Source organism: Embleya sp. NPDC055664 (assembly GCF_053618075.1).
Map to the genome: position 1 here is coordinate 384,049 of NZ_JBSHGZ010000002.1, position 25,955 is coordinate 410,003.

Annotated in this window: 25 protein-coding genes and 1 pseudogene; 17 read left to right on the top strand and 9 right to left on the bottom strand. The window is 72.7% G+C overall.

The window, feature by feature from the left end; genetic code table 11:
- Nucleotides 1-11: 11 nt before the first annotated feature.
- Nucleotides 12-1,073 carry an ATP-binding protein gene (locus ACWGR4_RS04835; RefSeq protein ID WP_452132463.1) on the bottom strand — a complete coding sequence of 354 codons (1,062 nt, stop codon included), beginning with the start codon at nucleotides 1,071-1,073 and terminating at the stop codon, nucleotides 12-14.
- 221 nt (nucleotides 1,074-1,294) lie between these two features.
- Between ACWGR4_RS04835 and ACWGR4_RS04840 the strand changes: the two genes are divergently transcribed.
- Nucleotides 1,295-2,092, top strand: coding sequence for an arylamine N-acetyltransferase family protein (locus ACWGR4_RS04840; protein WP_452132464.1), 798 nt, complete (start codon nucleotides 1,295-1,297; stop codon nucleotides 2,090-2,092).
- Between the two features lie 265 nt (nucleotides 2,093-2,357).
- The gene (locus ACWGR4_RS04845) at nucleotides 2,358-3,515 is read left to right on the top strand and encodes a hypothetical protein (RefSeq protein WP_452132465.1); all 1,158 of its coding nucleotides are present in this window, start codon (nucleotides 2,358-2,360) and stop codon (nucleotides 3,513-3,515) included.
- Between the two features lie 52 nt (nucleotides 3,516-3,567).
- On the opposite strand, the gene ACWGR4_RS04850 is transcribed toward ACWGR4_RS04845, so the two are convergent.
- A complete protein-coding gene (locus ACWGR4_RS04850) occupies nucleotides 3,568-3,945 on the bottom strand; it encodes a DUF952 domain-containing protein (RefSeq protein ID WP_452132466.1) in 378 nt (125 codons plus the stop codon).
- Between the two features lie 222 nt (nucleotides 3,946-4,167).
- Here ACWGR4_RS04850 and ACWGR4_RS04855 point away from each other — a divergent pair, with 222 nt between their 5' ends.
- Nucleotides 4,168-5,052, top strand: a complete 885-nt coding sequence (locus tag ACWGR4_RS04855; protein ID WP_452132467.1) for a class I SAM-dependent methyltransferase — start codon at nucleotides 4,168-4,170, stop codon at nucleotides 5,050-5,052.
- A gap of 21 nt (nucleotides 5,053-5,073) precedes the next feature.
- Here ACWGR4_RS04855 and ACWGR4_RS04860 read toward each other — a convergent pair whose 3' ends face one another.
- A complete protein-coding gene (locus ACWGR4_RS04860) occupies nucleotides 5,074-6,705 on the bottom strand; it encodes an MFS transporter (protein ID WP_452132468.1) in 1,632 nt (543 codons plus the stop codon).
- A gap of 214 nt (nucleotides 6,706-6,919) precedes the next feature.
- On the opposite strand from ACWGR4_RS04860, the gene ACWGR4_RS04865 reads away from it, so the two are divergent.
- Nucleotides 6,920-7,861, top strand: a complete 942-nt coding sequence (locus ACWGR4_RS04865; protein ID WP_452132469.1) for a TetR/AcrR family transcriptional regulator C-terminal domain-containing protein — start codon at nucleotides 6,920-6,922, stop codon at nucleotides 7,859-7,861.
- 34 nt (nucleotides 7,862-7,895) lie between these two features.
- On the opposite strand, the gene ACWGR4_RS04870 is transcribed toward ACWGR4_RS04865, so the two are convergent.
- On the bottom strand, nucleotides 7,896-8,324 hold the full coding sequence (locus tag ACWGR4_RS04870) for a response regulator (RefSeq protein ID WP_380000581.1): 429 nt from the start codon (nucleotides 8,322-8,324) through the stop codon (nucleotides 7,896-7,898).
- Nucleotides 8,325-8,578: 254 nt separating this feature from the next.
- Between ACWGR4_RS04870 and ACWGR4_RS04875 the strand changes: the two genes are divergently transcribed.
- The 7 genes and pseudogenes from ACWGR4_RS04875 to ACWGR4_RS04905 form a co-directional block, all read left to right on the top strand.
- Nucleotides 8,579-9,316 (top strand): class I SAM-dependent methyltransferase, encoded by a 738-nt coding sequence (locus ACWGR4_RS04875; protein ID WP_452132470.1) that lies wholly within the window; start codon nucleotides 8,579-8,581, stop codon nucleotides 9,314-9,316.
- Between the two features lie 12 nt (nucleotides 9,317-9,328).
- Nucleotides 9,329-10,105 (top strand): SGNH/GDSL hydrolase family protein, encoded by a 777-nt coding sequence (locus ACWGR4_RS04880; RefSeq protein WP_452132471.1) that lies wholly within the window; start codon nucleotides 9,329-9,331, stop codon nucleotides 10,103-10,105.
- A 124-nt stretch (nucleotides 10,106-10,229) separates the two neighbouring features.
- Nucleotides 10,230-11,075, top strand: a complete 846-nt coding sequence (locus tag ACWGR4_RS04885) for a siderophore-interacting protein (RefSeq protein ID WP_452132472.1) — start codon at nucleotides 10,230-10,232, stop codon at nucleotides 11,073-11,075.
- 219 nt (nucleotides 11,076-11,294) lie between these two features.
- Entirely contained in the window at nucleotides 11,295-12,755 is a 1,461-nt protein-coding gene (locus ACWGR4_RS04890; RefSeq protein ID WP_452132473.1) for a M1 family metallopeptidase, read from the top strand.
- A gap of 170 nt (nucleotides 12,756-12,925) precedes the next feature.
- A complete protein-coding gene (locus ACWGR4_RS04895) occupies nucleotides 12,926-14,185 on the top strand; it encodes an MFS transporter (protein WP_380000592.1) in 1,260 nt (419 codons plus the stop codon).
- A gap of 74 nt (nucleotides 14,186-14,259) precedes the next feature.
- Nucleotides 14,260-14,751 carry a TetR/AcrR family transcriptional regulator gene (locus tag ACWGR4_RS04900; protein ID WP_380000594.1) on the top strand — a complete coding sequence of 164 codons (492 nt, stop codon included), beginning with the start codon at nucleotides 14,260-14,262 and terminating at the stop codon, nucleotides 14,749-14,751.
- Between the two features lie 67 nt (nucleotides 14,752-14,818).
- Nucleotides 14,819-15,217, top strand: a pseudogene (locus tag ACWGR4_RS04905) (YchJ family protein); the annotation flags it as partial.
- 64 nt (nucleotides 15,218-15,281) lie between these two features.
- On the opposite strand, the gene ACWGR4_RS04910 reads toward ACWGR4_RS04905, so the two are convergent.
- Nucleotides 15,282-16,109 carry an MOSC domain-containing protein gene (locus tag ACWGR4_RS04910; protein ID WP_452133052.1) on the bottom strand — a complete coding sequence of 276 codons (828 nt, stop codon included), beginning with the start codon at nucleotides 16,107-16,109 and terminating at the stop codon, nucleotides 15,282-15,284.
- 88 nt (nucleotides 16,110-16,197) lie between these two features.
- Here ACWGR4_RS04910 and ACWGR4_RS04915 point away from each other — a divergent pair, with 88 nt between their 5' ends.
- Both ACWGR4_RS04915 and ACWGR4_RS04920 read left to right on the top strand, forming a co-directional pair.
- Nucleotides 16,198-17,820, top strand: a complete 1,623-nt coding sequence (locus ACWGR4_RS04915) for an acyl-CoA dehydrogenase family protein (RefSeq protein ID WP_452133051.1) — start codon at nucleotides 16,198-16,200, stop codon at nucleotides 17,818-17,820.
- A gap of 74 nt (nucleotides 17,821-17,894) precedes the next feature.
- Nucleotides 17,895-18,557, top strand: coding sequence for an HAD family hydrolase (locus ACWGR4_RS04920; RefSeq protein ID WP_380000598.1), 663 nt, complete (start codon nucleotides 17,895-17,897; stop codon nucleotides 18,555-18,557).
- 69 nt (nucleotides 18,558-18,626) lie between these two features.
- Here the strand turns inward: ACWGR4_RS04920 and ACWGR4_RS04925 are convergent, their stop codons facing one another.
- Nucleotides 18,627-19,334, bottom strand: coding sequence for a TetR/AcrR family transcriptional regulator (locus ACWGR4_RS04925; protein WP_452133050.1), 708 nt, complete (start codon nucleotides 19,332-19,334; stop codon nucleotides 18,627-18,629).
- A 200-nt stretch (nucleotides 19,335-19,534) separates the two neighbouring features.
- On the opposite strand from ACWGR4_RS04925, the gene ACWGR4_RS04930 reads away from it, so the two are divergent.
- Nucleotides 19,535-21,142 carry an MFS transporter gene (locus tag ACWGR4_RS04930; protein WP_452133049.1) on the top strand — a complete coding sequence of 536 codons (1,608 nt, stop codon included), beginning with the start codon at nucleotides 19,535-19,537 and terminating at the stop codon, nucleotides 21,140-21,142.
- Nucleotides 21,143-21,310: 168 nt separating this feature from the next.
- Here the strand turns inward: ACWGR4_RS04930 and ACWGR4_RS04935 are convergent, their stop codons facing one another.
- A complete protein-coding gene (locus tag ACWGR4_RS04935; protein WP_380000604.1) occupies nucleotides 21,311-22,201 on the bottom strand; it encodes a phosphotransferase family protein in 891 nt (296 codons plus the stop codon).
- 193 nt (nucleotides 22,202-22,394) lie between these two features.
- Nucleotides 22,395-22,661, bottom strand: a complete 267-nt coding sequence (locus tag ACWGR4_RS04940) for a helix-turn-helix domain-containing protein (RefSeq protein ID WP_380000608.1) — start codon at nucleotides 22,659-22,661, stop codon at nucleotides 22,395-22,397.
- A 47-nt stretch (nucleotides 22,662-22,708) separates the two neighbouring features.
- Between ACWGR4_RS04940 and map the strand changes: the two genes are divergently transcribed.
- Nucleotides 22,709-23,476 (top strand): type I methionyl aminopeptidase, encoded by a 768-nt coding sequence (map, locus tag ACWGR4_RS04945; protein ID WP_395786958.1) that lies wholly within the window; start codon nucleotides 22,709-22,711, stop codon nucleotides 23,474-23,476.
- A gap of 55 nt (nucleotides 23,477-23,531) precedes the next feature.
- Here the strand turns inward: map and ACWGR4_RS04950 are convergent, their stop codons facing one another.
- The gene (locus ACWGR4_RS04950; RefSeq protein WP_452133048.1) at nucleotides 23,532-24,461 is read right to left on the bottom strand and encodes a Gfo/Idh/MocA family protein; all 930 of its coding nucleotides are present in this window, start codon (nucleotides 24,459-24,461) and stop codon (nucleotides 23,532-23,534) included.
- Between the two features lie 201 nt (nucleotides 24,462-24,662).
- On the opposite strand from ACWGR4_RS04950, the gene ACWGR4_RS04955 reads away from it, so the two are divergent.
- Nucleotides 24,663-25,403 carry a L,D-transpeptidase family protein gene (locus tag ACWGR4_RS04955; protein ID WP_452133047.1) on the top strand — a complete coding sequence of 247 codons (741 nt, stop codon included), beginning with the start codon at nucleotides 24,663-24,665 and terminating at the stop codon, nucleotides 25,401-25,403.
- 29 nt (nucleotides 25,404-25,432) lie between these two features.
- Complete coding sequence (locus ACWGR4_RS04960; protein ID WP_380000616.1) at nucleotides 25,433-25,951, top strand: HD domain-containing protein; 519 nt, start codon at nucleotides 25,433-25,435, stop codon at nucleotides 25,949-25,951.
- Nucleotides 25,952-25,955: the final 4 nt, after the last annotated feature.

Sequence of the window (25,955 nt, forward strand, 5' to 3'; positions counted from 1 at the left end):
CGGCGGCCCGTTCAGCGCCGCGCGCCGACCAGGCGCGGCAGGTCGCGGGCGGCTTCGAGCAGGAACCACGCGGGCAGCGGCTCGGCGCCCTCCCGGTCGTCGGCGATCACGAGTTGGGCCATCTCCAGGGAGATCTCGGCGAGTTCGGCCAGGAGCCCCTTGGCCCGGAAGGCGAAGTCGCGCAGCGCGGGCGAGACGTGCCGGCGGTCGGCCGGGAGGTCCTTGGCCAGTCGCGCGCGGAAGCTCTCGACCAGGAAGTAGAGCAGGTCCCGGTCGGCAGGCGCGGCCGGCCAACGCGCATCACCCTTGAGGATGGCGTCCAGGCCGTAGGCGTTGCGCACGGTCTTGAGGAAGCCGAGGAACGCGGCGGCGTGGGTGGGGGTGAGCGTGCCGTGGGCGAGCAGTCGCACGTGTTCGTCGCCGACGTCGGGGCCGAAGGAGTACAGCCCGTCGGAGAGCATGTGCCACGCGCGCGGCGTGGAGAACGCCTCCTCGGTCTTGGGCGGCGCGCTCCACAGGTGGTCGGGTCGGGCCCGGATGTGCTCCAGGATCCAGGGGTGGATGCCGTTGACGCCGGCCCAGCCGAGCCAGTCGTCGACCGAGGCGCGCAGGTGTACGTGCACGAGGCGGTTGATCAGCGCCGAAGACATCGGTCGGGCCAGCGCGTTGTCGCTCGCCCGGTTGCCCGCGCCGATCACCACCGACCCGGCGGGCAGCGTGTACGAGCCGATCCGTCGGTCCAGGATCAGCGAGTAGAACGCCTTCTGCACGTCCGGGGAGGCGGCGTTGAGTTCGTCCAGGAACAGGCAGTACGGCTCGTCCCGGGCGATCTGCTCGGGTGGGCAGAACCGGCTGCGGCCGGCCACGATCTGCGGCACGCCGATCAGGTCCTCGGGGGCGAGCTGGGTGCCGAGGAGCGACACGCACTCCAGGCCGATCGAGGCGGCGAAGTCGCGTACCAGCGACGACTTTCCGATCCCGGGAGCGCCCCACACGAAGACCGGTCGCACCAGCGCGGTATGCAGCAGGACGTCGGGCAGTGCTGCGGGGGTGATCGTGTGTGCGGCCTGCACGGCGACCTTTCGGCGAGGGGTGTGGGGGGCGCCGGAGTCGGGCTGCGGCCCTCGCATGATGCCGCCGCGGGGCCGGGCCTGTCGTGCGAATTTCCGCGCCCCGCACGGCCGCTCGCGCCGCTGCGGGGAAGGCCGACCCGGGCCGGCGGGGCCGGGCCCCGCGGGGCATGCTGAGGCGCGGCCGCAGTCGGCCGGTACCACGCACACAGCCCGGAGGCACGGTGAACCTCAACCGCATCGACAGCTACCTGGCCCTGCTCGGCGTCCCTCGCCCGGCGTCCCCGGATCCGCGGACACTGGCCGAGTTGCAGTGGCGGCACCTGCTGACCGTCCCGTTCGAGAACCTGGACATCCACCTGGGTCGCCCGCTCTCGCTCGACGAGGACACGCTGCTCGCGAAGATCCTGGATCGGCGGCGCGGCGGCCTGTGCTACGAACTCTGCGGTGCGTTCGCCGTGTTGCTGCGCGAACTCGGCTACCGCGTCACCCTGTTGTCCGCGTACACCTACGGCGACTCGGGGCGGGTGGGGATCCCGTTCGACCACCTGGCGCTGCGCGTCGACCTGGAGCATCCGTGGCTGGTCGACGTCGGTTTCGGGCGCTTCACCCACCACCCGATACGGCTGGATCTGCGGACGGACCAGGTGGACCCGGGCGGAGTGTTCCGGATCGTCGACGGCGAGTACGGGGAGGTCGACATCCTGCACGACGGAAAGCGTGCGTACCGCCTGGAGCCCCGCCCGCGCGTGTCGGGCGACTTCGTGACCGGGTGCTGGTGGCACCAGACCGCGCCGGCGTCGCGCTTCACCCACGCCCCGGTGTGCTCGCTCGCCCTCCCGGACGGACGGATCACCATCTCCGACCGCACCCTGATCCGGACCACCGGCACCGACCGCCACGAGGAGCGACTCGTCGACGACGCCGCCCTCCTGGCCGCCTACCGCGAGCACTTCGGCATCACCCTGGACCGGATCCCGACCCGACTGGCGAACCCGCCGATTCCCACCGAAACCCCCTGATCACGGTCGGCCGCACGCTCCGGGCAGGCGCGCGGCCGACTCCGTGGCTGTGATCAGCGCCACAGGAAATCCCGGGGCTCACCCGTCACATCCCCACACGTTCGACCCGTCTAGTCACCAGTGGGTTCGGCCGACCCACCACGTTCACCATTCCCGAGCCTCCATTCCTTCCCGATACCTTCGCGCTCTTGTCGGGGCGCCGACGGCGAGGTCAGTCATGCCCGAAACCTGCTACGAACCGGTTGTTCAACCGGTCGTCCGAGCCATGTCCGCGGGCATCTCCGCGTCGGCCGACCCGCCCCGACGACGCCTCTCGGCGCCCACCCGCCGCACGCTGCTCCTCGTGGCGTGCGTGCTACTGGCCGCGTACACCGGGATCCGCGCACCGAGCGCGTGGACCGCGACATTGCAGACGATCTCGCTCCAGGACGGCTTCCACCGGCGGTTCGTGGTCGGCACAGTGCTGCATCCGGTCGCGGAAGCGACGGACTACCCGTACGCGCTGTTCGCCGGCACGTCGTTCGTGATCCTGGCCGCGCTGCTCGCGGTCGTGGTGGTCGCGGCGGCGCGCACCCGGGTGCCGGCCCGGCGGGCCCTGGTGGCCGGGTGGCTGGTGCTGCCCACCGGCGGCTACCTCTTCCACGAGGTCGGCTACTTCGAACAGCTGCTGTTCCTGGCCCTGTTCGGCGCGTGGTGGCTGCTCGCCCGCGGTCGCGTGATCGCCGCCGCGCTGGTGATGGCGGTCGCGGTGTGCGTGCACGAGATCGCGATGCTGACCGTGATCCCGCTGTTCACCCTGCTGGTGGTGGACCGGCTGCCGATCCGCCGGGCGGCGGCCGTACTGCTGCCCGCGGTGCTCGTCGGCGGCACCGTGCTGCTCGTCTCGCCGGCCGCCGACGGGGCGGCGCCCGGTCTGCAGGCTCGGCTGCGCGAGGGCGGATTCCCGGCCCGGGCCGACGTGTTCGAGATCTTCGGCCGGACGCAGGCGGAGAGTCTGCGGATGTACGAGCCATTCGAGGTGTTGTGGTTCCTGGTCCCGCTCGCGGTGCTCCTCGCCGCGGCGCCGGCCCTGGCGTTCGCCGGGGGCACCGTGGTGGGGCCGCGCCGACTGTTGGCGATCGCGGCGGCCGTCGCGCCGCTGGTGGCCGCGTTCGCCGGATGGGACACCCACCGCTGGGCGTTCCTGCTCCTGGCCAACACGGCCGTGGTGGCGTGGTGGTGGCTGGGGCAGGAGCCGCCCGATGCGGCCCCGTCCCGGGTGCGCTCACGCCACCGGGTGCTGGTGGCCGCGGCATTGCTGTGCGTACACGTACCGCTGGCCTACTTCGACGACTTCGCCCCCCGCGAACTCACCGGCCCGGGGATCAACGCCTTCGTCGAGGACTCGATCTCCGGCGACCTGCTGCGCACGCCGACCCGATGACGGCGTCCGAGCCCCGCGGTCTCCGCGCGTCCCGGCACAGGCCGCCCGGCGGTCAGTGTCCGTAGGTGTCGAGTGCCGCGAGGACCGCCTCGGCCACGTGGTCGCCGTCGGGGGTCGCCGGCAGGTCCAGGGGGGCGGTCCACAGCGCCGCGGCCGGGTCGACCACGCCGTACACGTGCGGGAAGAGCGCGCCGCCACGCGAGGGTTCCCAGCGCAGCGCCGCCCCCAGGACGGCCGGATCCAGTGCCACCAGGACCAGATCGTCGCGGCCGGCGAAGTGCCGCCGGGCAGTCTCGGCCACCTGCGCGCCCGTGGACAGGTGCACGTAGCCGTCCACCAGGTCGATCCCGGACCCCGCGAACCGGCCGGCCCGCAGCGCCTCGGCCCACTCGTCGGCGCCGACCAGCTTGTAGACGATCTCCTCGCTCATGCCCCGACCCTAACGCCGCGCCGCCGGGCGGCCGGTCACCCGACCCCGGCGCGCCGGCGCCCGCGGCGCAGGTCACCGATCCGGTGCGCCGCCGGGAACGCTCGCCGATCGTGGATTACCGCGGCCCTTCGCCGACGTTGTGTCCCTCACACGCAGCACACGGCAGACGACGGACCCGGCCAACCGCGGCGACGGTAGCCCAGAACTCGGGAGACGCACCTGATGACCACCGACCCCCGCACCGACCCCCCGGGGCGGGACGCAGGCCCGCTCCTCGAACGCGAGGCCGAGCTGCACGCCCCCTTCCTGGAGGAGGCCGCCGCACGGCTGCGCGATCTGGCGCTGTACGGCGACCGCACGCTGGCCCGGGTGGACCGGATCCTCGATCTGGGCGGCGGCCCCGGGGTCGCGTCCTGCCTGCTGGCCCGCTACTTCCCCAACGCCGACGTGGTCGCCGTCGCGCCGAACCCCGCCCTGCTGGCCCGCGCCGGCGCCCGCGCACACCGGGAGGGCCTGGGCCACCGGGTACACACCCACCACGTCGAGCTGCCCGCCGACCTGGACACCCTGGGCAGCGCCGACCTGATCTGGGCGGGCGACGTGGTCCACCACCTCGGCGACCAGCAGGCCGCGCTGGACGCCCTGGCCCGGGTGCTGCGTCCCGGCGGGATGATCGCGATCGCCGAGCGCGGCCTGTCCACCCGCTTCCTGCCCCGCGACATCGGCATCGGCCGACCCGGCCTTCAGGCCCGGCTCGACGCCGCCCACGAGGACTGGTTCGCCGAGCTGCGGGCGAGCCTGCCCGGCGCCCGGGCGGCGGTCGAGGACCGGCCGGCCATGCTGGCCCGCGCGGGCCTGGTCCCGACCGGCACCCACTCGTTCCTGATCGACCTGCCCTCACCGCTGGACGCCCTGCCGCGCGAGCACCTGCACGCCGAACTCACGCACCGCCGCGCCCTGTTGGCCGACCGCCTGGACGCCGAGGACCTGGCCACCCTCGACGCCCTGCTCGATCCCGACACGGACACCGGCATCCTGTGGCGCCCGGACGCCTTCTACCTCGCCGCGACCACGATCCACACCGCGCGCGCCTGCCCGCGCCGCTGAGCCGACGACCGCGCGCCGGGGTCAGCGGGCGTCGACCGGCACATCGACCGCGGGCGCGCCCGCGGGCGCGCCCGCGACCGGCGCCTCGGCGAGCGCCGAAGTCCCCTCTCCCGCCCCGGCGTCGGCCACCGGCACCCCGCGCAGGAACCGCGCGCAGTAGCCGGCCCCGATCACCATGACCACCGCCGCGCCGATCGCCGCGGCGTTCATCCCGTCGCAGAACGCGTCCCGGGCCGTGTCCAGCAGGGTCCGCCCCGCGTCCCCCGACAACCGGGCCGCGGTCGCCTGCGCCCCACCCAGGGTCTCCCGCGCCGGCCCCGCGGGACCGGTGTCGGCCATCGCCCGGTGGTAGACCGCGTCGCCGATCGTGCCGAGCAGCGCCATGCCGAGCGCACCGCCGAGTTCGCTGCCCGACTCCAACACGGCGGAGGCGGAGGCGGCCCGCTCGGCCGGCGCGACGCCCATCGCCATCTCGGTCACCTGCGTCATCACCGCGACCACGCCGGCCGCGTACACCGCCGCGCCGCCGAGCAGCAGCGCGAGCGAGGAGTCGGGCCGAGCGGTCGCCAGCACCGCGAACCCGCCGATGGCCACCGTGAATCCGCCGCTCATCACCCAGGCCCGATCGATCCGCCGGGCCAGCACGGTGGCCACGGGCGTGGCCACCGCGACCGCCAGCGACGGCACCAGGCTCCACAGCGCGGCGCGCAGCGGGCTCATCCCGAGCACCGACTGGAGGTACTGCGTGGTGAAGATGGCGAATCCGACGATCGCGAACATCGACATCACATTGGCGAACACCGCCCCGCCGAACGCCCGCATCCGCAACAGTTCCAGGTCCAACAGCGGATGCTCGGCGGTGAGTTGGCGCCGTGCGAAGAGCGCCCCGACGATCAGCCCGAAAGCGATGCTCGCGATCGGCAACGTCTGTGCCCCGGATCGGGCGATCTCCTTGATCCCGTACACCACCGGCAGCAGCGTGCCGAGCGATAGCACCGCGCCGATCAGGTCGAACGACCCGTGTGCGACGCCGCGATGACGCGGGACGAAGACCGGGACCAGGATCAGCAGGATCGCCATCGCCGGCACGTTGATCAGGAAGATCGAACCCCACCAGAAGTGTTCGACGAGCACACCGGACAGGATCGGCCCGAGCGAGATGCCGCCGGTCATCACCGCGGTCCAGATCGCGATCGCCGTCCCGCGCTGTTTGGGGTCGACGAACATGGTGCGGATCAGCGCCAGCGTGGACGGCATCAGCGCCGCCCCACCCACCCCGAGCAGGGCCCGTGCGGCGATCAGCGTCTGCGCGTCCTGCGCGTACGCCGCGAGCAGCGACGCCCCGGCGAACAGCCCCGCCCCCACCAGGAGCAGCCGCCGCCGACCGATCCGGTCGCCGAGCGCGCCCATCACGATCAGCAGGCCGGAGAGCACGAACCCGTACATGTCCAGGATCCACAACTGCTGTGTGCCGGTGGGCTCCAGTGCCCGGCCGATGAACGGCACCGCGAAGTAGAGCACCGACACGTCCATGCTCACCAACAGCAGCGGCACCAGCAGGACGGCCAGCCCGACCCACTCCCGCCGCCCCGCCGACGGCGCCGCCCCCGGCTTTCCGGTCGTCTCGTCGATCGCCACTGGAATCTCCCCCATTGTTCGCACTGTCGCGCCGCACTGCATCCGTACGGCGTACGCTCCGCCGCGTACAGAGTAAACACACCGTACGCCGCGCAACAACAGCCCGATATTCAGCGGGAATAAAGGCTTCACAAAGTAGTGCACAGAAACTAGTGCACCAATCCGGCGGCAAGGGTGCCCTATAGTGCACTGACCAGGACAGGGAGTACCGACAGCCCGGGAGGCCCCGATGCCCCGCGACGCCACGCCGTCGATCCGGATCGCCGACGAGCTGCGTCGGCGGATCGAGACGGGCGAGCTGCGTCCCGGCGATCGGGTGCCCTCCACCCGGGCGATCACCGCGGAGTGGGGCGTGGCCATGGCCACCGCCACCAAGGCGCTGACCGTGCTGCGCGATGCGGGACTGGTCCGGGCGGTGCGCGGGGTGGGCACCGTGGTCGTCGACCGCTCCGACGCGCCGCGCGCCCGGGTCCGGGCGATCACCGTCCCGCCCACACACCCGCCGCGCACCGACGCCGAACTCACCCGGGAGCGAGTGATCGCGGCCGCGATCGCCATCGCCGACGAACGCGGCCTGGCGGCGGTGTCGATGCGGCAGATCGCCGCCGAGGTGGGGGTGGCTCCGATGAGCCTGTACCGGCACGTGCCCGGCAAGGAGGACCTGCTCGCCGCGATGGCCGACAGCGTGTTCGCCGGGGCGCCGTTCCCCACCGAGGACCGCATCGGCTGGCGGGCCCGCCTGGAGGCCTCGTGCCGGATGCAGTGGGCGATGTACCGCCGCCACCCGTGGCTGGCCCAGGTCATGTCGATGACCCGCCCGCTGCCGACGGTGCGCGGCATGCGGCATGTGGAGTGGGCGATGGCCGAGTTCGAGGGGCTGCCGACGGGCGTGATGATCCACATCGCGGTGACGATGCTCAACTATGTACGCGGCACCGCGATCAATCTCGCCGGGGAATCCGAGGCCGAACGCGCCACCGGCGTGTCCAGCGAGGAATGGATGCAGGCCCAGGACGAGACCATGGACCTGATCCTGGCCGGCGGCGACTTCCCGATGTACTCCGCCGCGTTGACCGACCCCGACCTGGAACTGAGCCTCGAAACGTTGTTCACCTTCGGGCTGGACCGCCTCCTGGACGGCATCGCCTGCCTGATCCCCGCGAGCGGGTGAGCGCGCCGCGCCGAAACGGCGGGCGCGCCCGCGCTCACCCGCGCGGCAGCGTCACCAGGCTCAGGAAGAACTCGTCGATCCGGCGCACCGCCTCCAGGAACGACTCCAACTCGACCGGCTTGGTCACGAACGCGTTCGCGTGCAGGTCGTAGCTGCGCCGCACGTCGTCCGGCGCGGCCGAGGTGGACAGCACCACCACCGGGATCGTCCGCCACCGCTCGTCGGCCTTCATCGCCGACAACACCTCGCGACCGTCCATCCGCGGCATGTTCAGATCCAGGATCACCAGATCCGGCCGCGCATGCGTACGCAGCCACTCCAGCGCCTCCATGCCGTCCGCGACCCGACACAGGGTGTGCCCCCGTTCCCGGTCCAGCAACGCCTCCTCGATCATCAACGCGTCGCCCGGATCGTCCTCCACCAGCAACACCGTCAGCGTTCGTGTCATCGCGGTCTGGCTCATCGCACCACCTTCGGATCACGGCCACGGCCGACCCTCGACCGGACCGACACCCATCCATCGAACTCGGCGCGCACGCACCACCGACCCGCCTCCGAAGGCTAACGCCTCCGGTCCACCGATACGGAGAGCACACCGGCACCGCCCGTCCCGGTCCTTGACGCATATCACGCGATGGCCCATCGTGGGGCGTCGGTCACACTCGGCAACCGGGCGGATGCGCAGACCGGTGCTCGGCGAACCAGGGGGGAACCGCCATGCGGATGAACACCGTCGAGAAGATGGTCGTGGCCAGTCCACTGCGCCGGGGCCCGCAGATCTGGTACGAGACACCCCTGCTGCTGCGCCTGGGCGGCCGGCTCGACCCGGGCGCACACGCGCTGGAGATCGGCTGCGGCACCGGCCGGGGCATCGAGCTGATCCTGAACCGCTTCGGCGCCGCGCGGGTGGACGGCATCGACGTCGACCCCGACTCGCTCGCCCGGGCCCGGCGGCGCTGGCACGGCAACAGCCGGGTCGCCATCGTCCAGGGTTCGGCCACCGACCTGCGCACCGCGGTCGACGCGGCGGACGCGAGCTACGACGCGGTCTTCGACTTCGCGATCGTGCACCACATCCCGGACTGGCGCGCCTGCCTGGCCGAGGTGGGCCGGGTGTTGCGCCCGGGCGGCCGGTTCTACTTCTCCGAGATGACCGCCCGCGCACTGGCCCGCCCCACCCTGGCCCTGCTGTTCGACCACCCCACCGAGGACCGCTTCGACGCCCGCGACTTCCTCGCCGAACTCCCCCGACACGGCCTCGACGTCATCGGCAGCAAGTCCCTCCTCGGCGACTACTTCTTCGGGGTGGCCCAACGCCGGGAGCCACAGGGCCGAGGGGCCCGACCGGCCCGGCCCGACGCCTCGAAACCCCAGTGCGTGGACACAACGCAACGGGCGAAGCGGGCGGGCACACCGAATCCGACCCGACCAACACCCAACCGCGGCCCGCACTAGGCTCGTCAGGCGATGCTCAACACACACCCCACCTTCGAAACCTTCGTCGCGGTAGGCGATTCCTTCACCGAAGGCATGTCCGACCCGGACGCCCACGGCAACTACCGCGGCTGGGCCGACCTCCTCGCCGACCGACTCGCCGACGACACGCCGACGCTGCGCTACGCCAACCTGGCCGTGCGCGGAAAGCTGATCCGGCAGATCGCGGACGAGCAGGTCGACACCGCCGTCGCGCTCGACGGCGCGCTGATCAGCCTCGCCGGCGGCCTCAACGACGTGCTGCGCCCGCGCTGCGACGTCGGCGCGGTCTGCGCGGTGTTCGAGCAGGCCGCGGCCAAGCTCGCCGCCGGCGGGGGACACCTGGTGCTGTTCCGCAGCACCGACCCCACCCGCCGACTGCGCTCCTCCGCCCGGCTGATGCCCCGGATCGAACGCCTGGTGGAGTTCGTGGACACCGTCGGCGCCCGCCACGACGCCACCGTGGTCGACCTGTTCACCGCGCGCGTCTTCGACGATCCCCGGATGTGGGCGGACGACCGGCTGCACCTGTCCACCGAAGGACACCGCCGGGTCGCCGAGGCCACCGCGCAGGCACTCGGCCTGCCCGGCGACGACGACTGGCGCGCACCGCTGCCCGCCGCCGCGCCACGCACGTGGGGCGACCGCAGGCGCGCCGACGCGCGCTGGGCCACTACCCACCTCGGCCCCTGGCTGGCCCGCCGCGCCACCGGCCGCTCCTCCGGCGACGGCCGCGCCCCCAAGCGCGCCGAACTCACCCCGTGGCGATAGCGCGTGTCTTCAGGCCCCCGGCCGGAATCTTTCCGGCCCCGGGCGACCGACGGCGCGCATGTCAGGTTAGGGTTACCTAACAAACACGCGCCGAGTCGCACAGTGCAGGCGAGGAGAACCCCCCATGGCGGACAGCCCGGTACGCAAGCCCCGCAAGCTGATCGAACTCGAGGTGCGCAGCACCGAACAGGTCGGCCCGCACCTCATCCGGATCGTCGCCGGCGGCGAGGGCTACCGGAACTTCACCGACAACGGCTACACCGACGCCTACGTCAAGGTGCTCTTCCCGCTGCCCGGGGTGAGCTACCCGGAGCCGTTCGACATGGAGGTCATCCGGGCCGAACTCCCGCGCGAGGACTGGCCGCGCACCCGTACGTACACGGTGCGCGCGAACAACCCGGCGGCCGGCGAGCTGACCATCGAGTTCGTGCACCACGGCGACGAGGGCCTGGCCGGCCCCTGGGCGGCGCGCGCCAAGCCGGGCGACACGCTGCGCCTGCTCGGTCCCGGCGGCGCCTACGCGCCCGACCCCGAGGCGGACTGGCACCTGTTCGTCGGCGACGAGAGCGCCTACCCGGCGATCGCCGCGTCGATGGAGCGGCTGCCCGCCGCCGCCCGGGCGATCGCGCTCCTGGAGGTGGGCACCGCGGCCGAGGCGCCCACCGGCATCCTGCCCGCGACCCATCCCGAGCTGGACCTCGACCTCACCTGGATCACCCGCGACGCCGGCCCCGGCCTGCTCGACGCGCTGCGCGCGCTGGAGTTCCCGACCGGTCGGGTGCACGCGTTCGTGCACGGCGAGGCCGGCGTGGTCAAGGAACTGCGCCGACACCTGGTCGACGAGCGCGGCGTCGACCGCGCCGACATCTCCTTCTCCGGCTACTGGCGCAAGGGCCGTGACGAGGACGGCTTCCAGGCGGACAAGGCCGCCGAAAAGGCCGCCGAACGCGCCACCGAACAGCGCGCCTGAACCCGTCCCACCCCTCGGCGGTCCGGCCCCGCCCCCGGACCGCCGCCGCGCCCGACCACACCCGGATCCAACTCCCGGGGCGGCGACGGCCGCACGGCGGTCGGGCCCACCCCGGCCCGACCGCGGGTGCACGCCGCTCGGGCGAACTGCCGGGCCGGCCGGGTGAAACCGCGCGTGGGGCACTACCGCGGGCGATCGGGCCGGCACAGGGTGGTGCCCATGAGACGTCCACCACACACCGTCACATCCCTCCTCGCCCTCGCGACCGCCCTCACCCTCACCGCGGCCGTCGCCCCCGTGGCCCACGCCGACGACGCCCGGCCCACCCCGGGCGCGCCCGGCATCGGCGATCCGCTGTTCCCGCTGAGCGGCAACGGCGGCTACCGCGCCGACCACTACACGCTCGCCTTCGACTGGCAGGCGCCCGGCGCCGCGTTCCCGGCCGTCACCACCATCGAGGCCACCGCCACCCAGGCGCTGTCCCGGTTCGACCTCGACTTCGCGGGCAACACCCTCGGCCGGGTCACCGTCGACGGCCGCCCGGCCGAAACCCGGCGCGACGGCGACGAGTTGGTGATCACCCCGGCCCGCCCGCTGCGCAAGGGCCGCTCGTTCACCGTCCGGGTCGAGTACACCGCCGACCCCACCCAGCAGCGCCACCGCGACGACGCCATCGAGACGTTCGGCTGGATCCCCACCCCCGACGGCACGGTGATCTACCCGCAGCCCGACGGCGCCAAGATGATCTTCCCGAGCAACGACCACCCGAGCCTGCGCGCCCGCACCACGGTCGAGATCACCGCGGCCGACGACCTCACCGCGCTTTCCAACGGCACCCTCGTCCACAAGCGCCCGGCCGCTCCCGGCCGCACCCGCTGGACCTACGACAGCCGGCAACCGGTGGCCGGCCAGCTCTTCCAACTCGCCGTCGGCAAGTACACCCTGATCGACGGCAAGGCCGCCGACGGTACCCGGCTGCGCGACGCGATCCCGCCGGACCTGGTCGACCGGGTCGAGCAGTACCGCTCGCTGACCCCGCGACACCTGGCCTGGGTGACGGACAAGCTCGGCCCGTACCCGTTCGACGGCTACGGCCTGCTCGTCGCGCACACCGACCTCGGCGTCGCGCTGGAGACCCAGGGGTTGTCCCTGCTCCCCGAGGGCGACCTGCTCGGCGACAAGATCAACGCCGAACGCAACATGGTGCACGAGCTGGTGCACCAGTGGACCGGCGACAGCGTGGCCATCGAACGCTGGTCCGACCTGTGGCTGAGCGAGGGCCACGCCCGCTACTACGAGCGCGTCTACAGCGAGGAGAACGGCGGCGCCAACATGGAGGCGCTGATGCGCGAGGCGTACCGGCAACACGACATCTGGCGCCGGGACACCGGCGCGCCGGCCGAGCCCACCGAGCCGAACCTGTTCAAGCGCATGCGCTACGACGGCTCGGCGCTGGTCTTCTACGCGCTGCGCGCCGAGGTCGGCGCGGACACCTTCGCCCGGATCGAACGGGCCTGGACCACCCGCTTCAAGGGCCGCGCCGCGAGCACCGCCGACTACGTGAACCTGGCCTCCCAGGTCGCCCAGCGCGACCTGGCCCCATTCCTGACCCCGTGGCTGTACGGCGCCAAGACCCCGCCGATGCCGGGCCACCCGGACTGGACCGTCGACCCGGCCTGACCGCGCGATCCCGACATCCCGGGCGCGGCGGCCGACCACCGCCGCGCCCGGGCCGGTTCGGCGTGCTCCCGCGCGAAACAACCCCGGGTAAGCGACTTTGCCGACCGCCTCTCCCGTGATAGAAACCGGAACGAACGTCCCACTTTATTTTTCTATCGACGGGAACTCCCGTGCGTAACCCCTACCGAGACATCTTCACCGCGCCCGGCGCCAAGGGATTCTCGGCGGCCGGCTTCATCGCCCGCATGCCCATCTCGATGACCGGCATCGGCATCGTCACCATGCTCTCCGAACTGCGCGGCGAATACGGTCTGGCCGGCGCGGTGGCGGCCACCTTCGCACTGGCCACCGCGCTGATCGCGCCGCAGGTGTCGCGGATCGTGGACCGCTACGGGCAGGGCCGAATACTTCCGCCGGCCACCGCCGTCAGCGTGTTCGCGATGGGTGCCCTCCTGCTGTGCGCCCGCTACGACGCCCCCGCGTGGACCCTGTTCGTGTGCGCGGTGCCGGCCGGCTGCATGCCCAGCATGGGGGCCATGGTCCGCGCCCGCTGGCTGGTCCTGTACCGCGGCTCGGCGCACCTGCACACGGCGTTCTCGTTCGAGTCCGTGGTCGACGAACTGTGCTTCATCCTGGGCCCGATCATCGCCGTCCAGCTCTCGGTGTCCGTCTTCCCCGAGGCGGGGCCGCTGGCCGCGATCGTCTTCTTCACCGTCGGCGTGTTGCTGTTCACCGTGCAGCGCGGCACCGAGCCCCCGCCGCACCCGCGCACCGCCGGCCCGACCAGGTCGGTCATGCGGATCCGTGGGCTCCAGGTGCTCGTGGTCACCCTGATCGCGATCGGCGCCATCTTCGGCACCGTCGACGTGGTCACCATCGCCTTCGCCGAGGAGCACGGTCAACGCAGCAACGCTAGCTTCGTGTTGGCCACCTACGCGGCCGGCTCCTGCATCGCCGGGGTTGCGTTCGGCGCGTTCAAGTTCGCCGCCCCGCTGCCCCGGATGTTGCTGATCAGCGTGGGCTGCACCGCGATCACCATCCTGCCGCTGCTGCTCGTGGGCAACCTGCCCGCACTCGCGGCGACCGTGTTCGTCGCGGGCATGTCCATCTCGCCCACCATGATCCTCACGGTCAGCCTGGTCGAGCGCCTGGTCCCGCCCGCGCGGCTGACCGAGGGCATGACCTGGACCGCCACCGGCATCGGCATCGGCGTGGCCGCCGGCTCCTCGCTGTCCGGTCTGGTCGTGGACCACTTCGGCGCCCGGGCCGGCTTCGGAGTCGCGGTCGGCGCGGCCCTCGTCGCGGTCGTGATGGCGCTCGGTGGATACCGTGTGTTGCGGCGGACCGCCCCGCGCGTGGTCGGCACGACCGTCGCGCACGGCGGCTCACTGCCCCAGGCCGCACCCGTACGAGAAGGTGAGTCCCACTGACCGAGGAAGCCGTCGACGGCCGGCGGGCCAAGGGCGAACGCCGGCGCCGCGCACTGATCGAGGCCACCCTGCGGGTGGTCGAGCGGGACGGCGCCGCGGGGGTCAGCCACCGCTCCGTCTCGCGCGAGGCGGGCCTGCCCACCAGCGCGTCCACGTACTACTTCGCCGGCGTCGACGACCTGCTCACCGCCGCGCTCACCACGTGTATGACCGAGGACGCGGTGCATATCCGGGGGCTCGTCGACACCCCGGGCGACCCTCGGCGCGCGCTGGCCGAGCACCTGCGGCACATCTGCACCGCCCCCGGCCGGCTGGTCGCCGAGTACGAGTTGTTCCTGCTCGCCGCCCGCCGCCCGGAGTTGCGCGAGTCGACCGACCACTGGACGGCCGCCGTCACCGACTTCGCGCTGCGCTTCAGCGGCGATCCGGTCCGGGTCCGGGTCTTCGTCGGCGCCCTGGACGGGCTGCTCATCCAGGCGCTGCTCACCGACGCGCCGCCGAGCACCGACGAGTGGGAGGCGATGATCCGCGACCTGCTGCCGGGCCCCTGCCTGGCGCCCGCCTGACGCCCGCCCGACCACGCGCGGTGTGGTCGCCGGCTCCCCCGCCCGCCGGATGGGCCAGAATCGGGTCATGTCCCGACGCACCTCGCGGCCCCGACCGGACGCCGTCACCGCCGCCTCGCCCTGCCCCTGCGGCCTGTCCGCGACCTATGGCGAGTGCTGCGGCGCCCGCCACGCCGGCTCCCCCGCGCCCACCGCCGAGTCGCTGATGCGCTCGCGCTACAGCGCCTTCGTCGTCGGCGACGAGCCGTACCTGCTGCGCACCTGGTACCCGGACACCCGGCCGGACCGGGTCGGCCTCGACGACCGCACCCGCTGGCTGGGCCTGGAGGTGCACGGAAGCACCGACGGCGGCTCGTTCCACCAGGAGGGCACCGTCGAGTTCACCGCGACCTACCTCGAACGCGGCAACCGGGGCGAGGTACGCGAGCACAGCCGCTTCGTCCGGCACGAGGGCGCGTGGGTGTACGTCGGCCCACTGCCTCCGTCGGCCTGGATCGGACCCGACCGGTTCGCGCACGGCCCCGATCCGGCTACATCTCCGACTCGCCCCACTCCGTGACCGTGAGTTCGTCGCCCACCGCGACCTTGCCGGGGCGCAGCACGGCGAACTTGCCGCCGAAGGCCACCCCGCCCTGCGGCGCGCGACGGTATCCGGCGAAGGTGCGCAGCGGTTCCGGGCCGGCCTTGGCCCCCGTGCGCTGGTCGACCAGGGTGACCGCGCACCGGATCGCGAGCTTGGCGTAGCCCAGTTCGGCCTCGCCGAGCGTGAATCGGCGGATCCGGTCCTCGGTGTGCGGTTCGGCCCAGCCGTCCACCACGACGTTCGGCCGGAAGCGGCTCATCGGCAGCGGCGCCTCCCCGCGCTCGGCCAGGCGCGCGTGCAGCAGCGCGAGCGAGGCGCGGGAGAGCACGTGCAGGGGCGAGCTGTCTGCGTAGCCGCAGGTGCCGGGTATCGCGCCGTCGGTCACCCGGTCGTGCTCCGGCGGCACCCGAACCAGGCGGCTCGGCACGCCGAGCGCGTCCGACAACCACGCGGCCGGCGCGTCGCCCTGGTCGATGCCCCGATAGGGATCGCCGAACAGGTCCACGTCCCGGCGCGGGCCGTCGGTGTCCACCTCGATCGTGACCGGGTCGGCGTCCGGCCGATGCAGGATCAGCCGAGTGCCGTCGGCGTCGATCTCCGGTCGGATCGACGCCAGGCGCGGATCCCGTCGCTGGGTGCGGAAGACGCCGTCCGGATCGGTCACCATGAACGTCCGGTCGTGGGCGAGCCCGGCGGGGGTGAGCAGGGTGCGCTCCACCGGGATGCCGGCGCACCCCTTGACGGGGTAGTGGATCAGTTCGACTACGGAGATCATCGCCCGAGCCTATCGACGGCCGCGACACGTGCGCCGAGCGACCGCGCGACCCTTGTTACCGACGCGTAGCACTGCTTGACTACCGGACATGTCGACGCACGAGGTCACCAATCAGGTCCCGGCTCCGACCGCGCGGGAGGCCGCCGCCGACCCAGCCCTGTTCGAGGCCCTGCACCGCGAACAGGCGGGTTGGGCCGAGGCCGAGGTGCGCGAGCTGGGCCTGCGCGCGTGGGACGAACCGGCGCAGGAGTGGGGCCGGTTGGCCAACGAGCACGAGCCGATCCTGCGCAGCCACGACCGCACCGGGCACCGCATCGACGAGGTCGAGTTCCACCCGGCCTGGCACGAGTTGATGACCGTCGCGATCGAGCACGGCCTGCACGCGAGCCCGTGGCAGGAGGACCGCGTCGGCGCGCACGTCGCGCGCGCGGCGAAGTTGTACGCGTGGGGTCAGGTCGAGGCGGGGCACATGTGCCCGCTGTCGATGACCTACGCGTCGGTGCCGGTGCTCCGGGTCGAGCCGGAACTGGCCGAGCGCTACGAGCCGTTGCTGGCGGCGCGGACGTACGACTTCGGGTTGCGCGAGCCGACCGCCAAGCGCGGGCTGCTGGCCGGCATGTCGATGACCGAGAAGCAGGGCGGCTCCGACGTACGGACCAACACCACGCTCGCGGCTCCGACGGCGGACGGGTCGTACCGGCTGACCGGGCACAAGTGGTTCACCTCCGCGCCGATGTCCGACCTGTTCCTGACCCTGGCCCAGGCCCCCGGCGGGTTGTCCTGCTTCCTGGTCCCCAGGGTGCTCCCGGACGGCACGCGCAACACGTTCCGGCTGATGCGGCTCAAGGACAAGCTCGGCAACCGGTCGAACGCGTCGGCCGAGATCGAGTACGAGGGCGCGTACGCCCGCCTCGTCGGCACCGAGGGCGAGGGGGTGCGGACCATCGTCACCATGGTCAACGCCACCCGGCTCGATTGCGTGATCGGCGCGGCCGTCGGGATGCGGGTCGGCGCGGTCCGCGCGGCGCACCACGCGGCGCACCGGTGGGCGTTCGGCGCGGCGCTGATCCACCAACCGCTGATGCGCAACGTGCTGGCCGACCTGGTGATCGAGTCGGAGGCGGCGACCACGGTGGCGATGCGGCTCGCGGGCGCGGCCGACCGGGCGTTGCACGGGGATCCGGCCGAGGCGGCGTTTCGCCGGATCGCGGTCGCGGTGTCGAAGTACTGGGTGTGCAAGCGCGGTCCGATGCACGCGGCCGAGGCGTTGGAGTGTCTGGGCGGCAACGGCTACGTCGAGGAGTCGGGGCTGCCTCGGCTGTACCGGGAGGCGCCGCTGGTGTCCATCTGGGAGGGCTCCGGCAACGTCGCCGCGCTCGACGCGTTGCGCGCGATGGCTCGCGAACCGGCGTGCGTGGACGCGTACTTCGCCGAGATCGACGCGGTCGCCGGGGCGGATCGCCGACTCGATGCGGCGGCTGCGGCGCTGCGCAAGGAGTTGGCCGATCCGAGCGAGGCGCAGTTCCGGGCCCGGCGGCTCGTCGAGTCGATGGCCGTACTGCTCCAGGGCGCGCTGCTCGTGCGGTACGCGAACCCGGCGGCCGACGCGTTCTGCGCGACGCGGTTGGCCCGCGAGGGCGGGCACACCTTCGGCACGCTGCCGGCGGGCACCGACACGGCGCCACTGCTCGCTCGGGTCCCCGGCGCGTAGCGCAACGGGGACGGGAGCGGGCACGGGAACGGGAATCCTGACCGGAACAGAACACACGCCCTATGCTCCCGTTCATGATCAACTCTGTCGGACTTGTCATTTTCGACTGCGACGGCGTCCTCGTGGACAGCGAACCCATCGCCATCCGGGTACACGTGGCGCTCGGCGCCGAGCACGGCTGGCCGCTGACCCCCGCCGACGTGATCGAGCGGTTCGTCGGCCGCTCCTCCACGGCGATCGCCGAGCAGATCGCCGAGCGGGTCGGGCCGGACGTGGCCGCCGAGTGGACCCGGGGCTTCGAGGCGCGGCACCGGGACGAGGTGGAGGCGGGCCTGAGTCCGGTCGAGGGCATCGAGTACGCCGTGGACACCCTCGCCGACCTGGGTCTGCCCACGTGCGTGGCCTCCAGCGGCAGCCACGACAAGATGGCCCACACCCTCGGCCGAACCGGCCTGTACGACCGCTTCGCGGGCCGGATATTCAGCGCGACCGAGGTCGCTCACGGCAAGCCCGCCCCCGACGTCTTCCTCCACGCCGCGGCCCGGATGGGCGTCGCCCCGGAACACTGTGTCGTGGTCGAGGACAGCCTCAACGGCCTGCGCGCCGCCCGCGCGGCAGGCATGCGCTCATTCGCCTACGCGGGCGACCTGATCCCCCCGCACCTGCTGGAGGGCCCGACCACCACGGTCTTCAAGTCGATGCGAGACCTGCCGGCCCTGATCACCGGCACCCCCTGACCCACGACACGGCCGGCCCGCCGGGGCGGTCGGCGGGGGCCGCCGGTGGCGGCGGCTGCCCGCTGCGGGTCAGTCCTGGTTGGTCGCGACCACTCGGGCGACCACCTCGACCGCCCGGGGGGCCGGTACGCCGAGGGCCACCAGAGCCGCCGCCGCCTGGTCCTCGGCGGTCACCACGATGTCCGTCTCGGCCGCTTGGAGGAGCGCGACGCACATCCCCTCCAGCGCGAGCGCCAGCACCGACGCGGGCAGATGGTCCGCGAACACGCCGCTGCGCTGGCCGGCCGCGATCAGCTCGATCGAGCGCTCTCGGACCGGTGCCAGCATGGCCGGGATCCCGCCGTCCTCCAGGTTGCGCTGGGCGAAGCTGATCAGCAGCCGATAGCGCTCCCCGCCCTCCCACGCGGCGAGATCGAACCGCGCCACCGCCTCCTCGGGCGAGTCGCCCGCACGGCGCGCACCCTCGACCGCGGCCAGGATGTCCCGCCGCGCCTCCTCCGCGAGCCCCGCGACCAGCGCCTCCCGGCTCGGGAAGTGCCCGTACACGGTGCGCCGCACCACTCCCGCCGCGCGCGCGATGTCGTCCATCGACGCGTCGGCGTCGCGGATCAGTTCGCTGCGGGCCACCGCGAGGATCCGTTCCCGGTTCGACTGCGCGTTGCGCCGACGCGGCGGCGTACTCGCGGCGGCGGGCACCGCGGGCGCGTCGCCGACCGCTGCGTCGTCGGCCGCTGCGGCACCGGCCGGAATCCGTGCGGCGCCCGGTTTCGTCTCCATCGCGCGTTCCTCCCTGGGGTGACCTGGAGCCTGCCAGAGATCCGGCCCCGTCGGCACCGACACTCCGTTCCGACGCGCCGAACCGCCCGATTCACCCGACTCGTTCCACAATATTTGCACAGCTGTGTGCAATCAACTAAGTTGCACATCGTTGTGCAAGTACTGCGGCTGCGCCGGCCGCCTGCCCCGAAAGGCGTTCGATGTCCGTCTTCGCCACCACGCCGGTCGATCGCATGGACCGGCCGTACACCCGCCGCTGGTGGGCCCTGGGCGTGCTCTGCCTGAGCCTGCTGATCATCGTCATGGCCAACACCTCGCTGATCGTGGCGGCCCCCGACATGACCCGCGACCTGGGCCTGTCCAGCCGCGACCTGCAATGGGTGATCGACGCCTACACCGTCCCGTACGCGGCGCTGATGCTCGTGCTCGGCGCGATCGGCGACAAGTACAGCCGCCGCGGCGCGCTCATCACCGGTCTGGTGGTGTTCGCCGCGGGCTCCGTCGCCGGTTCCCTGGTGCACTCGACCAGCGGCGTGATCATCGCCCGCGCGGTGATGGGCCTGGGTGCCGCGGTGATCATGCCCGCGACCCTGTCCCTGCTGGTCGCCTCCTTCCCGCGCAGCGAGCGGGCCAAGGCGATCACCGCGTGGACCGCGACCTCGGGCCTGGCGATCGCCCTCGGTCCGCTGATCGCCGGCTGGCTCCTGGAGCGCCACGCGTGGGGTTCGACCTTCCTGATCAACGTGCCCGTCGCGCTGATCGCCCTGGTCGCCGCGCTGTTCGTGGTCCCGCCGTCGAAGGCACACGACTACGGTCGGCTCGACCTGGTCGGCGGCGCGCTGTCCATCGTCACGCTCGGCTCACTGGTGTACGCGATCATCGAGGGCCCGCACTTCGGCTGGGGCACCGGCCCGGTGACCGCGCTGGTCCTCTTCGTCCTGGGCCTCGGCTCGTTCATCGGCTGGGAACTGCGGCACCCGCGCCCGATCTTCGACCTGCGCAAGTTCGGCGAGCGGGTCTTCTCCGGGTCGATGCTCGCCGTGCTGCTGTTCTTCCTGGGCACCTTCGGCGCGATCTACTTCCTCACCCAGCACCTCCAGTTCGTGCTCGGCTACAGCCCGCTGGAGACCGGCGTGCGACTGCTGCCGCTGGCCGGCGCGGTCTGCCTGGGCGCGATCGCCACCGGGCAGCTCACCCCGCGGCTCGGCATGCGGGTGACGGTGACCGGCGGGATGGCCCTCGGCACCCTCGGGGTACTGCTGATGACCCGGGTCTCGGACGGCTCCGGCTACACCGACTTCCTCGCCCCGCTGCTTCTGCTCGGCCTCGCGATCGGGCTGAGCGTGTCGCCCTGCACGGAGGCGATCATGGGCTCGTTCCCGGAAAACGAACTGGGCGCGGGCGGCGGCGTCAACGACACCGCGGTGGAACTCGGCGGCGCCCTCGGCATCGCGATCCTGGGCTCGGTGCTGGCCACCTCGTACGAGTCGGAACTGACCAAGGCCGTAGACGGCAAGCTGCCACCGGAGGCCATGAACGTGGCCCAGGACTCCATCGGTGGCGCCCTGGCCGCAGCCGAACAGGTAGGCCACGTAGCCGGCCCCCAACAGGCCCAGGCCCTGATCCAAGCCGCCGACCACGCCTTCACCCAGGCGGTGGCCCACACGAGCCTGATCGGCGGAATCATCCTGGCAACAGGCACAGTCCTGGTCGCCCTGATCCTCCCCAACAACACCAAAGCCACCCAAAAGCAAGCAACTCAAGACAAAGCCCCAACCCCCAACCTCACAAAGCAACCAGTCGCCTAACCCCCGGAACCCTCACCCGCACCTGCCGGGCGGGGCAGCCCGGATCCCGGATGCCGACGCACCACGAAGGCCGCACGCGTCGGATGGCGCTCGCCCCAGGGGCCGGGCCGGCGCCACCGACGCTGCAAAACCCCAACGCGCGGAGCGCGCGGGCACACCAACCCAACCTCAACCAAGGCGCAGCCGCACCGCACCCCTGACCGCCCGCCCCACCCACGCCTCGAACCGCTGCCACTCCACCAGCTCGACCCCCGTACGAGGCTCCGGCCAATCCAACAACGCGTCCCCCGCGTCCAGCAGGTCCCAGTACGGATGGTGCTCCGCCATCCGCCCCGAGGCCTTGGCGTACGCGGGCAGGAACTCCTCCGCCACCGCCACCCCGTGGGTGAGCGCCAGGTTGAGCCGCATCCGAGCCAGGTCCACCCCGCGCGGACCGACACAGCCCGTGGTCCAGTCGACCACCCCGCCGATCTCCTCGCCCAGCCACAGCAGTTGCCCACCGTGGAAGTCCCGGTGGATGAACCCCGGCACGGCCGACGGCGGTTCCTCCGCGAGCGCGGCGAACATGCGCTGCCACACGTGCGGCCGGGTGGTCCACGCCGGTACCGCCCGCGCCCCGTCGACGGCCGGATCGTAATAGGTGGCGTATTCCACCAAATCCGCCCCGCTCGCGTCGACCGCGTGGATCGCCGCCAACACCTCGGCCGCCCGGCCCACCAGTACGGCCGGGTCCGCCGGCGGCTCCGGCGTACCCGGCACCCTCGTGGTCAACAGCGCCGGCTCCGCCCCCGCCAACCGCGCCGCGACCAACTCCGGCGCGGGGACCGGGGTTTCGGCGAGCAGACGCAGCGTGCGCGCCTCCTGCTCGGGGCGGTACCACGGGTCCCGGGCCAGCCGCTCCGCGTTGTGGAATACCCGCAGGACCAGATCGCCGACCGTGTAGAGCCGGTTGGCGCCGACCCCCATGGGCTCGACCGGCAGATCGCCGACGATCTCCCGCAACCAGGCAAGCGTTTCGGCATTCGGCATCGGTTTGGACTCGGACACGGCCACGGACACGGATCGGGCTCCTGTTCGGCGACGGGTTCACTCGCCGGCGGTCGCCGACACGGCGCCGCCCGACGACAAGCCTGCCGGGTGCACGCTGCGCAACAACGAGGCGATCCTGACCTTCCTGGTCGCCATCGGCCAAGAACATCGAAACGCTGCTCCGCCCGGCGCCCTGAGCAAACCTGGGGCGTGTCTTCAAACCCTAGGCGGAAAGCGCGTCCGGATCGGGAATCGCGCACACCGCCGCGACCTCGTCCAGCGACAGTCCCAGCTCCAGGGCCAGCGCCGCGATCGTGAAGAACGCGGGGGTCGGCGCCCGGCCGGTCTCGATCTTGCGCAGCGTCTCCGGCGACAGTCCGGCCGCGACGGCGACGTGGCCGATGCTGCGTTCGCCGCGCGCGCCGCGCAGCAGCGCGCCCAGTTGCAGGCCGCGCGCTCGTTCCAGTGGGGTCAGCGGGGTTCGCACCATGACCGTGATACTAATACCGGTATAAGAATTGGTCGAGGAGGGGACCCATGGTCGAAATCAAGACCCGAGCCGAAATAGCCGCGATGCGCGAGGCCGGGAGAGTCGTGGGACAGGCCCTGGAGGCGACCCGCAAGGTCGCCGCCATCGGCGTGTCGCTGAAGGAACTGGACGAGGTCGCGCACACGATCCTGCGCGAGGCCGGGGCCACGTCCCCGTTCCTGGGCTACCAGCCGTCGTTCGCGCCCGTCCCGTTCCCGGGCGTGATCTGCGCCTCGGTCAACGACGCCGTGGTGCACGGCATCCCGACCGACTACCGGCTGCGCGACGGCGACCTGGTCAGCATCGACTGCGGCGCGACCCTGCGCGGTTGGACCGGCGACGCCGCGATCACCTTCACCGTCGGCACGCCGCGCCCGAAGGACCTGACGCTGATCGCCGACACCCGGCGCGCACTCGAAGCGGGCATCGCGGCGGCCGTACCCGGCGGCCGGTTGAGCGACATCTCCGCCGCGATCGGCGCGGTCGCCCGCGGGGCCGGCTACGGCATGCCGCGCGACTGGGGCGGCCACGGCATCGGCCGCACGATGCACGAGGACCCGCACGTACAAAACGAGGGCCGCCCCGGACGCGGCATGGCGCTGCGCCCCGGCCTGACCCTGGCCCTGGAGCCGATGTTGCTCGCCGGCGGCAAGGACGCGTGCTACACCGCCCGGGACGGCTGGACGTTCCACACCTCCGACGGCTCCCGCGCCGCGCACATCGAACACACCATCGCGATCACCGAGGACGGCCCACAGATCCTGACCCTGCCCTGAACCCACACCCCCGGAGCCCTCGGCCCCGCTCGGGGGCTCCCACCCGAACCGGGACCTACCCCACCCGAACCGTGCGCCCCTCGCGCCGGGACACCACACACGCCTCGGCCACGGCCTGCGCCGCGAGCGCGTCGGCGCCCGGACAGGGGCTGGCGATGCGACCGGCGGCCATCGCCACGAACGCGGCCAGCTCCGCACGGTAGGCGTCGCCGAATCGGGTCAGGAAGTCGCCCTCGGTGACGCCGCCGCAGGCATGGGTCCCGGCGGTGCCGGCCAGTTCCAGCCGCACGTCGTAGCCCGGCTCATGGTGCCGCCCCGCGTGCGCGGTGCCGAGCGTGCCGTCGGCGAGCCGGAACAGCACCGCCGACACGTCGACGTCGTCGTGCTCCCGGAACACCGCCGCGCCCCGGTTCGCCCCGATCGCGGTCACCTCGACGATCGGCACACCCGTCACCCACGGCACGATGTCGAAGTCGTGGATGTGCGTGTCCCGATAGATGCCGCCCGAGGTCGGCACGAACGCGGCCGGCGGCGGCCGACGATCCACGCTCACCGCGTGCACCCGGGTCACCGTGCCGAGTCCGCCGGCCGCGACCGCCGCCCGCGCCGCGATGTACATCGGGTCGAATCGGCGCTGGAAACCCACCTGAAGCCCGGCCCCGCGCGCCTCCACATACGCCACCGCCTCGCGCGCGACGATCGGGTCGAGCGCGATCGGCTTCTCGCACAGGATCGGCAACTTCGCGTCCGCCGCCGCCCGCAGCAGCCCGACATGTGCCGACGTCGGCGCGGCGACCACCACGGCGTCCACCGCCGCGAACACCTCGTCGAGCCCGACCGCCGCGACGCCGGCCGCTTGGGCGAACTCCTCGGCCCGCCCCCGATCCACATCCGCCACCACGACCCGCTCGACCGCCGCGATCCCGCTCAACGCCCGGGCGTGAAACCCCCCGATCCGCCCGACCCCGACCACTCCGACCCGCATACCGCCCCCTTGCACACCCACACCGCCCGGGCCAACCGGACCACCAAAACCCAACCACACCCCGAGCCCACACCCCGAGCCCCGTCCACCCGCACCACGCCCACCATCGAGTGACCCCGAACACCACCGAGCGGGTGGCACCGGCGAACACACCGCCCGCCCTGCCGGAATGACTCGCCCGAAGGGGGTAGTCGTGGAGGAATGACCATCCCCCGCCGCTCGCTGTTCCTGACCGTCCCGGCCGCACTGGCCCTCTCCGGCCTGCCCCCGGCCCGGCACGCGGCCGCCGGCGCCCCGAATTCCGGCGCGACGCTTCCGCCCGCCCCCGCCCGAACCGGCGTCCCCCTCCCCTCCGCCATCGGCGCCCGCCTGGCGGCGCAAATCCCGCCCGAGACCGCCCAGTTGTTGCTGGTCGTCGGCGACGGCCGGGACGCGGACTCCGGCACCGCCTCGTTCTGGACCCGCGAGTCCGACGGCTGGCGGGCCCGCGACGCGTGGCCCGCGCACAACGGCCGGGAAGGCTGGACGTTCGACCACCACGAGAACGACCTGCGCACGCCGATCGGCGTGTACACCCTGACCGACGCCGGCGGCCTGCGCCCCGATCCCGGCACCCGGCTGTCCTACGACCGCTCCGACGACTTCGCGATCGACGGCACCGGCTTCGCCGGCGAGCCCCTGGCCGGCACCTTCGACCACGTGATCGCGATCGACTACAACCGGGTGCCCGGGACCTCGCCGCTGGACCCGGTCCGCCCGCGCGGCGACGCGTTCGGCGGCGACATCTGGCTGCACATCGACCACGGCGGCGCCACCCACGGCTGCGTCACCCTGCCGCCCGAGGCGCTGGTGGCGCTGCTGCGCGTCCTGGACCCGGCCGCGCACCCGGTCGTGGTACTCGGCGACGGCCCGGCGTTGGCCCAGGACGGCCCCGCTTCCTGACCTCGCGGCAAGGCTCTTACCCTGTCCGGGTGACCTCCGCCAAGCTCCGTCCGCTGCCCGCCGAAGTGATCACCCTGCTGGATCAACTCACCCCCTGCCCCCGCCTGGTCGAACATCTGCGCATCGTGCACGACGTCGCGTGCCGGCTGTGCGACTGGGTCGCGGCGACCTTCCCGGAACTGGCCTTCGACCGCGACGCGGTGCTGTTCGGCGCCGCCACCCACGACATCGGCAAGACCCTGCACCCGGAGGAGTTGTCCGGGCCGGGTTCGTGTCACGAGCAGGCCGGCTACGACCTGCTCACCGCCCAGGGCGTGTCCCCCTCCCGGGCCCGCTTCGCCCGCACCCACGCGGCCTGGAACCCGACCGACCCGGACGAACTCCTGGTCAGCCTGTCCGACAAGGTCTGGAAGGGGAAGCGGGTGGCCGCCCTGGAACAGGACCTGATCACGCTCCTCGCGACCGCCTCGGGCCGCCCGGAGTGGGAAATCTTCCAGGCCCTCGACGACTTCGCGACCACGATCGAAACCGACTCGCTCCTGTTCTGACCCC

Coding starts and splice junctions, on each gene's coding strand:
- ACWGR4_RS04845 (WP_452132465.1), top strand. CDS start 2,358: ATGTCCGCGGGCATCTCCGCGTCGGCCGACCCGCCCCGACGACGCCTC.
- ACWGR4_RS04850 (WP_452132466.1), bottom strand. CDS start 3,945: ATGAGCGAGGAGATCGTCTACAAGCTGGTCGGCGCCGACGAGTGGGCC.
- ACWGR4_RS04855 (WP_452132467.1), top strand. CDS start 4,168: ATGACCACCGACCCCCGCACCGACCCCCCGGGGCGGGACGCAGGCCCG.
- ACWGR4_RS04860 (WP_452132468.1), bottom strand. CDS start 6,705: ATGGGGGAGATTCCAGTGGCGATCGACGAGACGACCGGAAAGCCGGGG.
- ACWGR4_RS04865 (WP_452132469.1), top strand. CDS start 6,920: ATGCCCCGCGACGCCACGCCGTCGATCCGGATCGCCGACGAGCTGCGT.
- ACWGR4_RS04870 (WP_380000581.1), bottom strand. CDS start 8,324: ATGAGCCAGACCGCGATGACACGAACGCTGACGGTGTTGCTGGTGGAG.
- ACWGR4_RS04875 (WP_452132470.1), top strand. CDS start 8,579: ATGCGGATGAACACCGTCGAGAAGATGGTCGTGGCCAGTCCACTGCGC.
- ACWGR4_RS04880 (WP_452132471.1), top strand. CDS start 9,329: ATGCTCAACACACACCCCACCTTCGAAACCTTCGTCGCGGTAGGCGAT.
- ACWGR4_RS04885 (WP_452132472.1), top strand. CDS start 10,230: ATGGCGGACAGCCCGGTACGCAAGCCCCGCAAGCTGATCGAACTCGAG.
- ACWGR4_RS04890 (WP_452132473.1), top strand. CDS start 11,295: ATGAGACGTCCACCACACACCGTCACATCCCTCCTCGCCCTCGCGACC.
- ACWGR4_RS04910 (WP_452133052.1), bottom strand. CDS start 16,109: ATGATCTCCGTAGTCGAACTGATCCACTACCCCGTCAAGGGGTGCGCC.
- ACWGR4_RS04915 (WP_452133051.1), top strand. CDS start 16,198: ATGTCGACGCACGAGGTCACCAATCAGGTCCCGGCTCCGACCGCGCGG.
- ACWGR4_RS04920 (WP_380000598.1), top strand. CDS start 17,895: ATGATCAACTCTGTCGGACTTGTCATTTTCGACTGCGACGGCGTCCTC.
- ACWGR4_RS04925 (WP_452133050.1), bottom strand. CDS start 19,334: ATGGAGACGAAACCGGGCGCCGCACGGATTCCGGCCGGTGCCGCAGCG.
- ACWGR4_RS04930 (WP_452133049.1), top strand. CDS start 19,535: ATGTCCGTCTTCGCCACCACGCCGGTCGATCGCATGGACCGGCCGTAC.
- ACWGR4_RS04940 (WP_380000608.1), bottom strand. CDS start 22,661: ATGGTGCGAACCCCGCTGACCCCACTGGAACGAGCGCGCGGCCTGCAA.
- map (WP_395786958.1), top strand. CDS start 22,709: ATGGTCGAAATCAAGACCCGAGCCGAAATAGCCGCGATGCGCGAGGCC.
- ACWGR4_RS04950 (WP_452133048.1), bottom strand. CDS start 24,461: ATGCGGGTCGGAGTGGTCGGGGTCGGGCGGATCGGGGGGTTTCACGCC.
- ACWGR4_RS04955 (WP_452133047.1), top strand. CDS start 24,663: ATGACCATCCCCCGCCGCTCGCTGTTCCTGACCGTCCCGGCCGCACTG.